We start from the raw sequence: 5,333 nt of genomic DNA, 5'->3' as shown, positions 1-5,333 counted from the left end.
GGCCAGGGAGGACAGTGTGGGTGCCAGCCAGTGCAGATGCCAGCCAGTGCCAGACAACAGCCAGGGAGGACAGTGCGGGCGCCAGCCAGTGCAGATGCCAGCCAGTGCGAACGCCAGCCAGAGCAAACAATAGACAGGGCGGATAAGGAACAGTCCGCCCGGAAAGGAAAAGGCATGATCAGCAGCAGATATGCGGTGAAAACAGCGTGCATCGCCATGGCCGCCGCCGTCCTGTTCTGCGTCCTGGCGGTGGCGTTTCCCCACAGGCTCGTGGAAGCGGTGGGCGGAAAAGGCATTGCCATGGAGTATGAGGCGGAGCTGTTCGGCGAAGATTCGGTGATTCAAATCGACATCCAGATGGAGGATGGGGCATGGGAGGAGATGCTGGACAATGCCATGGCGGAGGAATACTATTCCTGTGACGTGACGATTAACGGCCATGAACTTCGGAACGTGGGAATCCGGCCCAAGGGCAATACCAGCCTGTCCGCCATTGCCGCGGATCCGGACACGGACAGGTACAGCCTGAAGCTGGAATTTGACCACTATGTGGATGGACAGACCTGCCTGGGGCTCGACAAGCTGATTCTGAACAACAATTACGCCGATGCCACGAATATGAAGGAGGCCATCGTCTATGATATGTATCGGTATCTGGAGGCGGATGCCTCCCTGTACAATTATGCCGAAATTTCGGTAAACGGTACGTACTGGGGCGTATATCTGGCGCTGGAGGCCGTGGAGGACAGCTTTCTGCTGCGCAACTACGGGGTGGAGGGCGGAAACCTCTATAAGCCGGAGGGGATGGATATGGGAGGCGGGCCCGGTATGGAGAGGGACGGCTTTCCGGACAGGAGCAAGGGCGGACAGGAAGGACAGAATATGCCCGGGGAGGGCGGCAGGCCGGGAGAGGATGGAACTTCCTTCGGAGGAGGGCTTCCTTTCGGAGGGGAGTTTCCCGCCGGAGAGGGACTTCCTACCGGAGGAGAGTTTCCCACTGGAGAAGGACTTCCTACCGGAGGAGATTTTCCCGCCGGAGAAGGATATCCTACCGAAGGAGGCTTTCCTGCCAGAGAGGGACTTCCTGCCGGAGGAGATTTTCCCGCTGGAGAAGGCCTTCCAGGGGACACACAGGGCCCCGGCCAGGGCGGTCAGGGGGGCGGAGACGGCTCCACGCCGCAGCAGCCCGGAGGCATGCCCTTCGGAGGACGTTTCTCCATGGGCTCGGGCGGAGCGGATCTGAATTACACCGACGATGACCTGGACAGCTATTCCACCATATGGGAGGGGGAAGTGACGGACAGCGGCAAAAAAGACCACAAAAGAGTAGTAGAAGCGCTGCGCAACATCAGCCAGGGAAGGGAGCTGGAGGAATCCCTCGACATCGACAATGTGCTGAAATACATGGCCGTGCATACCTTCTCCGTGAACCTGGACAGCCTCTCCGGCAATATGGCCCACAACTATTACCTGTATGAGAACGATGGAAAACTGAACGTCATTCCGTGGGATTACAATCTGTCCTTCGGAGGGATGGGCATGGGCGCAGGGGACGGCGCGTCCGGGATGATCAATGACGCCATCGATACCCCCTTTCAGGGGACGGACTTTTTCGATGCCCTGCTGGAGGACGAGGCTTATCTTGCGAAATATCACGAATATCTGCGGAAGCTGACGGAAGAGTATGTGTCCGGCGGGAGGTTCGAGGAGGTCTATGGCCGTATCCGGAGCCAGATCGACGGGCTGGTGGAGACGGACCCCACGGCGTTCTATCCTTATGCGGAATATGACGCCGCCGCCGGGATGCTGTACCGGACCGTGCTGCTTCGTGCAGAGAGCATCCGGGGACAGCTTGACGGCTCCATCCCTGCCACGGACCAGGGGCAGCGGGAGGATGCCTCCGGGCTGATCGACGCCTCCTCCATCGACATTGAGGCCATGGGCGTGTTCGACATGGGCGGAGGAGTTGACTATTTCCGCCGTTCGGATTATACTGGAAAAGGAAATCAGAAAAAGTAGATCCGTACAGGAGGAAATGCGACATGGCATGGTACGACGAGGCAATCTTTTACCATATCTACCCCCTGGGGCTTACCGGAGCGCCCAGGGAGAATTCCTACACAGAGCCGGTGCACCGGCTGAACACCCTGATTCCCTGGATAGCCCATATCAGGGAAATCGGCTGCAACGCGGTCTATATCGGGCCCCTGTTCGAGTCCGTGGGGCACGGATATGAGACCACGGATTACAAAAAGCTGGACAGCCGCCTGGGCACCAACGAGGACCTGACGAACTATGTGGCGGAGTGCCACAGGCAGGGCATCCGGGTCATCCTGGACGGCGTGTTCAACCATACGGGGCGGGACTTCTTCGCCTTCCGGGACATCCGGGAGAAGCGGGAGAATTCCCCTTACAGAGACTGGTACCGCAATGTGAATTTCTGGGGGAACAACCAGTACAACGACGGCTTTTCCTACGAGAACTGGGGCGGCTATGACCTGCTGGCCAAGCTGAACCAGTCGAACCCCGCGGTGAGGGACTATATCTGCGATGTGGTGCGGTTCTGGGTAAGCGAGTTCGACATCGACGGCATAAGGCTGGACGCGGCGGATGTTCTGGATTTCGATTATATGAAAGCGCTGCGCCGTGTGGCTGATGAGGTGAAGCCGGAATTCTGGCTCATGGGCGAGGTCATCCACGGGGACTACACCCGCTGGGTCAACGAGGGGACCCTGCACTCCGTCACCAATTACCATCTGCACAAGGCCCTGTACTCCGGGCACAACGACCACAACTACTTCGAGATCGCCCACACGGTGAAGCGTCTGTACGGCATGGGCGGGAACAGGCCGGACGGACTGAAGCTGTACAACTTCGTGGACAACCATGATGTGGAGCGGATCTACACGAAGCTGAACAACAAGGCCCATTTCGCGCCGGTGCATGTGCTCTTGTACACGCTGCCGGGCGTGCCTTCTGTCTATTATGGCTCGGAATTCGGTATAGAGGGTAAAAAAGAACGGTATTCCGATGATTCCCTGCGCCCCGCGCTCTCCCTGTCGGATTTTGGCGACGCTCTGGAGAAGAATGCCTGCACGGGCCTGATCGCTGCGCTGGGCAAGGCGCGGCAGAAGATAAAGGCGCTTTCCTACGGGGACTATCAGGAACTGCTGCTGACCAACCGCCAGTACGCTTTCTCCAGGAACTGTAACGGAGAGTCCGTCCTGGTCACGGTGAACAATGACGACAGCGACTACGTGATGACCCTGCCTGCGGGGAACGCGGCGGAATATGTCGGCGCCCTCAGCGGCCAGCGGGTGAGCGTGGCCGGAGGCCATATCGCCGTGAACGTAAAGGCGAATTCCGGGGAGATCTGGGTGCCGGAAAACGGGGAGTGGACAGAGGATCTGCCCCAGGGCGCTTCCGATAAAGAACCGGGGGAGACTGCCGCTCAAAGCCCTGAGCAGCCCGGGGCCGGAGAGACGGCTCAGGATGCCGGACAGAAGGTATCCGGCGGGGAAGCGGTGAAAGAATCCAGCGCGGCAAACGAGGCTCAGCAGAACAGCGCCGGCACAGAAAGGGCCGTATGGGAAGCCGGGGGGAAAGCATCCGGCAAAGAGGGTGTCCTCGGGGAAACAGCGCAGAAATCGTCCGGCGCAGGGGAAAATACCCGGGATGGGGCCTGCGGCGGGAAAGCCGAAGCGACAGAGCCGTCCGGGGCAGCAGAATCCGCCCTGGCAGGCGCGGCAGGGCAGGAGACGGCACACGGCCCTGCGGACGGAAAAGCCGCCGCGGAAGAGGCCCTGAAGAAAGTGTTCGAGGAAGGAAAGATTGCCGGACTGCAGGAAGCGATTCTGGCCATCATGGAAAAGAACGGGCCCATTACCGATCAGATGCGCAGGGACGTGAGGGAGAACGTGTACCATGACTCCCTGATAGCCTGGGTGAAGAGCTTCCGCTGAGAAATGCGGCGGGAGCCGGATCTGGCATAACAGGCCGGACTCCCGCGATTTCAGGAAGCGGAATCAGGTGCAAGTCAGAAAGGTTCCTGGAAAAACAGGGGAATCGGCAGGAACGGCTTCCGAAAAGCCGCACGATAAGCGTCCTGGAGACTCCGGGAGGATACACGAATGCAAAGGAGTAATAAACAGAAATGAAATATCACAACAATGTCTTTTTCCGCGCCGTCACAGCCCTGCTGGCAGCAGCCTTTCTGCTTTCCTGCACGGCCTGCGGCGGGATGGCGGCGACCACCATTGAGCTTTTGAGGACACAGGGCGAAGTGGCCGTGGCGGACAAGGACGGAAAGGGCGTCTCGATTATCGAGGGCCTGAAGCTCTACAGCGGATATCAGGTGGACACCCGCTCCGGGAGCTATGCCTGGATTAACCTTGACGATACGAAGCTGGCCAAGATGGACGCGCAAAGCCAGGTGGAAATTCAAAAAGAGGGCAAATATCTGGAAGTCCTGGTTCATTCCGGCAGTCTCTTCTTCAATGTGGCCGAACCCCTTGAAGAAGACGAATCCATGGACATCCGGAATTCTACGATGGTAGTCGGCATCCGGGGCACCTGCGGCTTTGTGGAATCGCCGGATGCGCAGCATATGAATGTCTATCTTCTGGAGGGAAAGGTGGAATGTACGATTTCCAGTCCGGAGGGCGAGATCCTGCAGACAGCTACGATAAAGGCCGGGGAGACGGCGCAGCTTGTCTATGCCGGAGAGGACAGTTCCATCACAGTCTCGTCCTTTACCATTGATGATGTTCCGGAGTATGTGGCGGAAGAAATCGCAGATGCGGGCAATGCCGAAATAGATGCCCTGATAGAGGAGCTGGAACAGCAGAAAGAGGAGTTGCTGGAGCAACAGCAGAAAGAAGAAGAAAATGCCAGAATCCTGGACCGCCAGCGCCGGGAGGCGCTTCTGGAAGCGCTGAATACATACGGCCCTGAAGAGGCCATGTATGCTACGCTTGGGGATTTGAATGGGGACGGCACAGAGGATTTGCTGATATATGGAAAGGGCGTTTCGGAGGTATATGGAAATACACGCTATGATTTCACCTTTACAGCCCTTATCTGGGATGGCACTGAAGTGCAGCGCATACCATTGGAGCAAGGCGGTATGAGTGATTTTGGATATGGTTACACTGTCCCGGCGGTCTACCGGGAGAGGGAGACGGGGGCGCTCTATATTAGCCGCACTTCTGGTATTGATATAACCACCCATCGCTATTTTGAAAATGCAGTGGACTATGTAAGCTTCTTTGTCTATCCCGGCGGAGGAGATGATGTGACTGCGGAAGAGATCGGAAGAGCGTCGTGTAGGGAAA

The 5,333-nt window shown here is 58.0% G+C and carries 2 protein-coding genes; both read left to right on the top strand.

The features are described 5' to 3' along the window. Window positions 1–174 precede the first annotated feature (174 nt). Complete coding sequence (locus tag Q2B33_RS23115; protein WP_300564356.1) at window positions 175–2,019, top strand: CotH kinase family protein; 1,845 nt, start codon at window positions 175–177, stop codon at window positions 2,017–2,019. 23 nt (window positions 2,020–2,042) lie between these two features. Further along, window positions 2,043–3,962 carry an alpha-amylase family glycosyl hydrolase gene (locus Q2B33_RS23110; RefSeq protein ID WP_300564354.1) on the top strand — a complete coding sequence of 640 codons (1,920 nt, stop codon included), beginning with the start codon at window positions 2,043–2,045 and terminating at the stop codon, window positions 3,960–3,962. Window positions 3,963–5,333 lie beyond the last annotated feature (1,371 nt).

Source organism: uncultured Acetatifactor sp. (assembly GCF_948601915.1).
Taxonomy (GTDB): Bacteria; Bacillota; Clostridia; order Lachnospirales; family Lachnospiraceae; genus Acetatifactor.
This window is presented reverse-complemented; position numbering and strand designations above follow the sequence as displayed.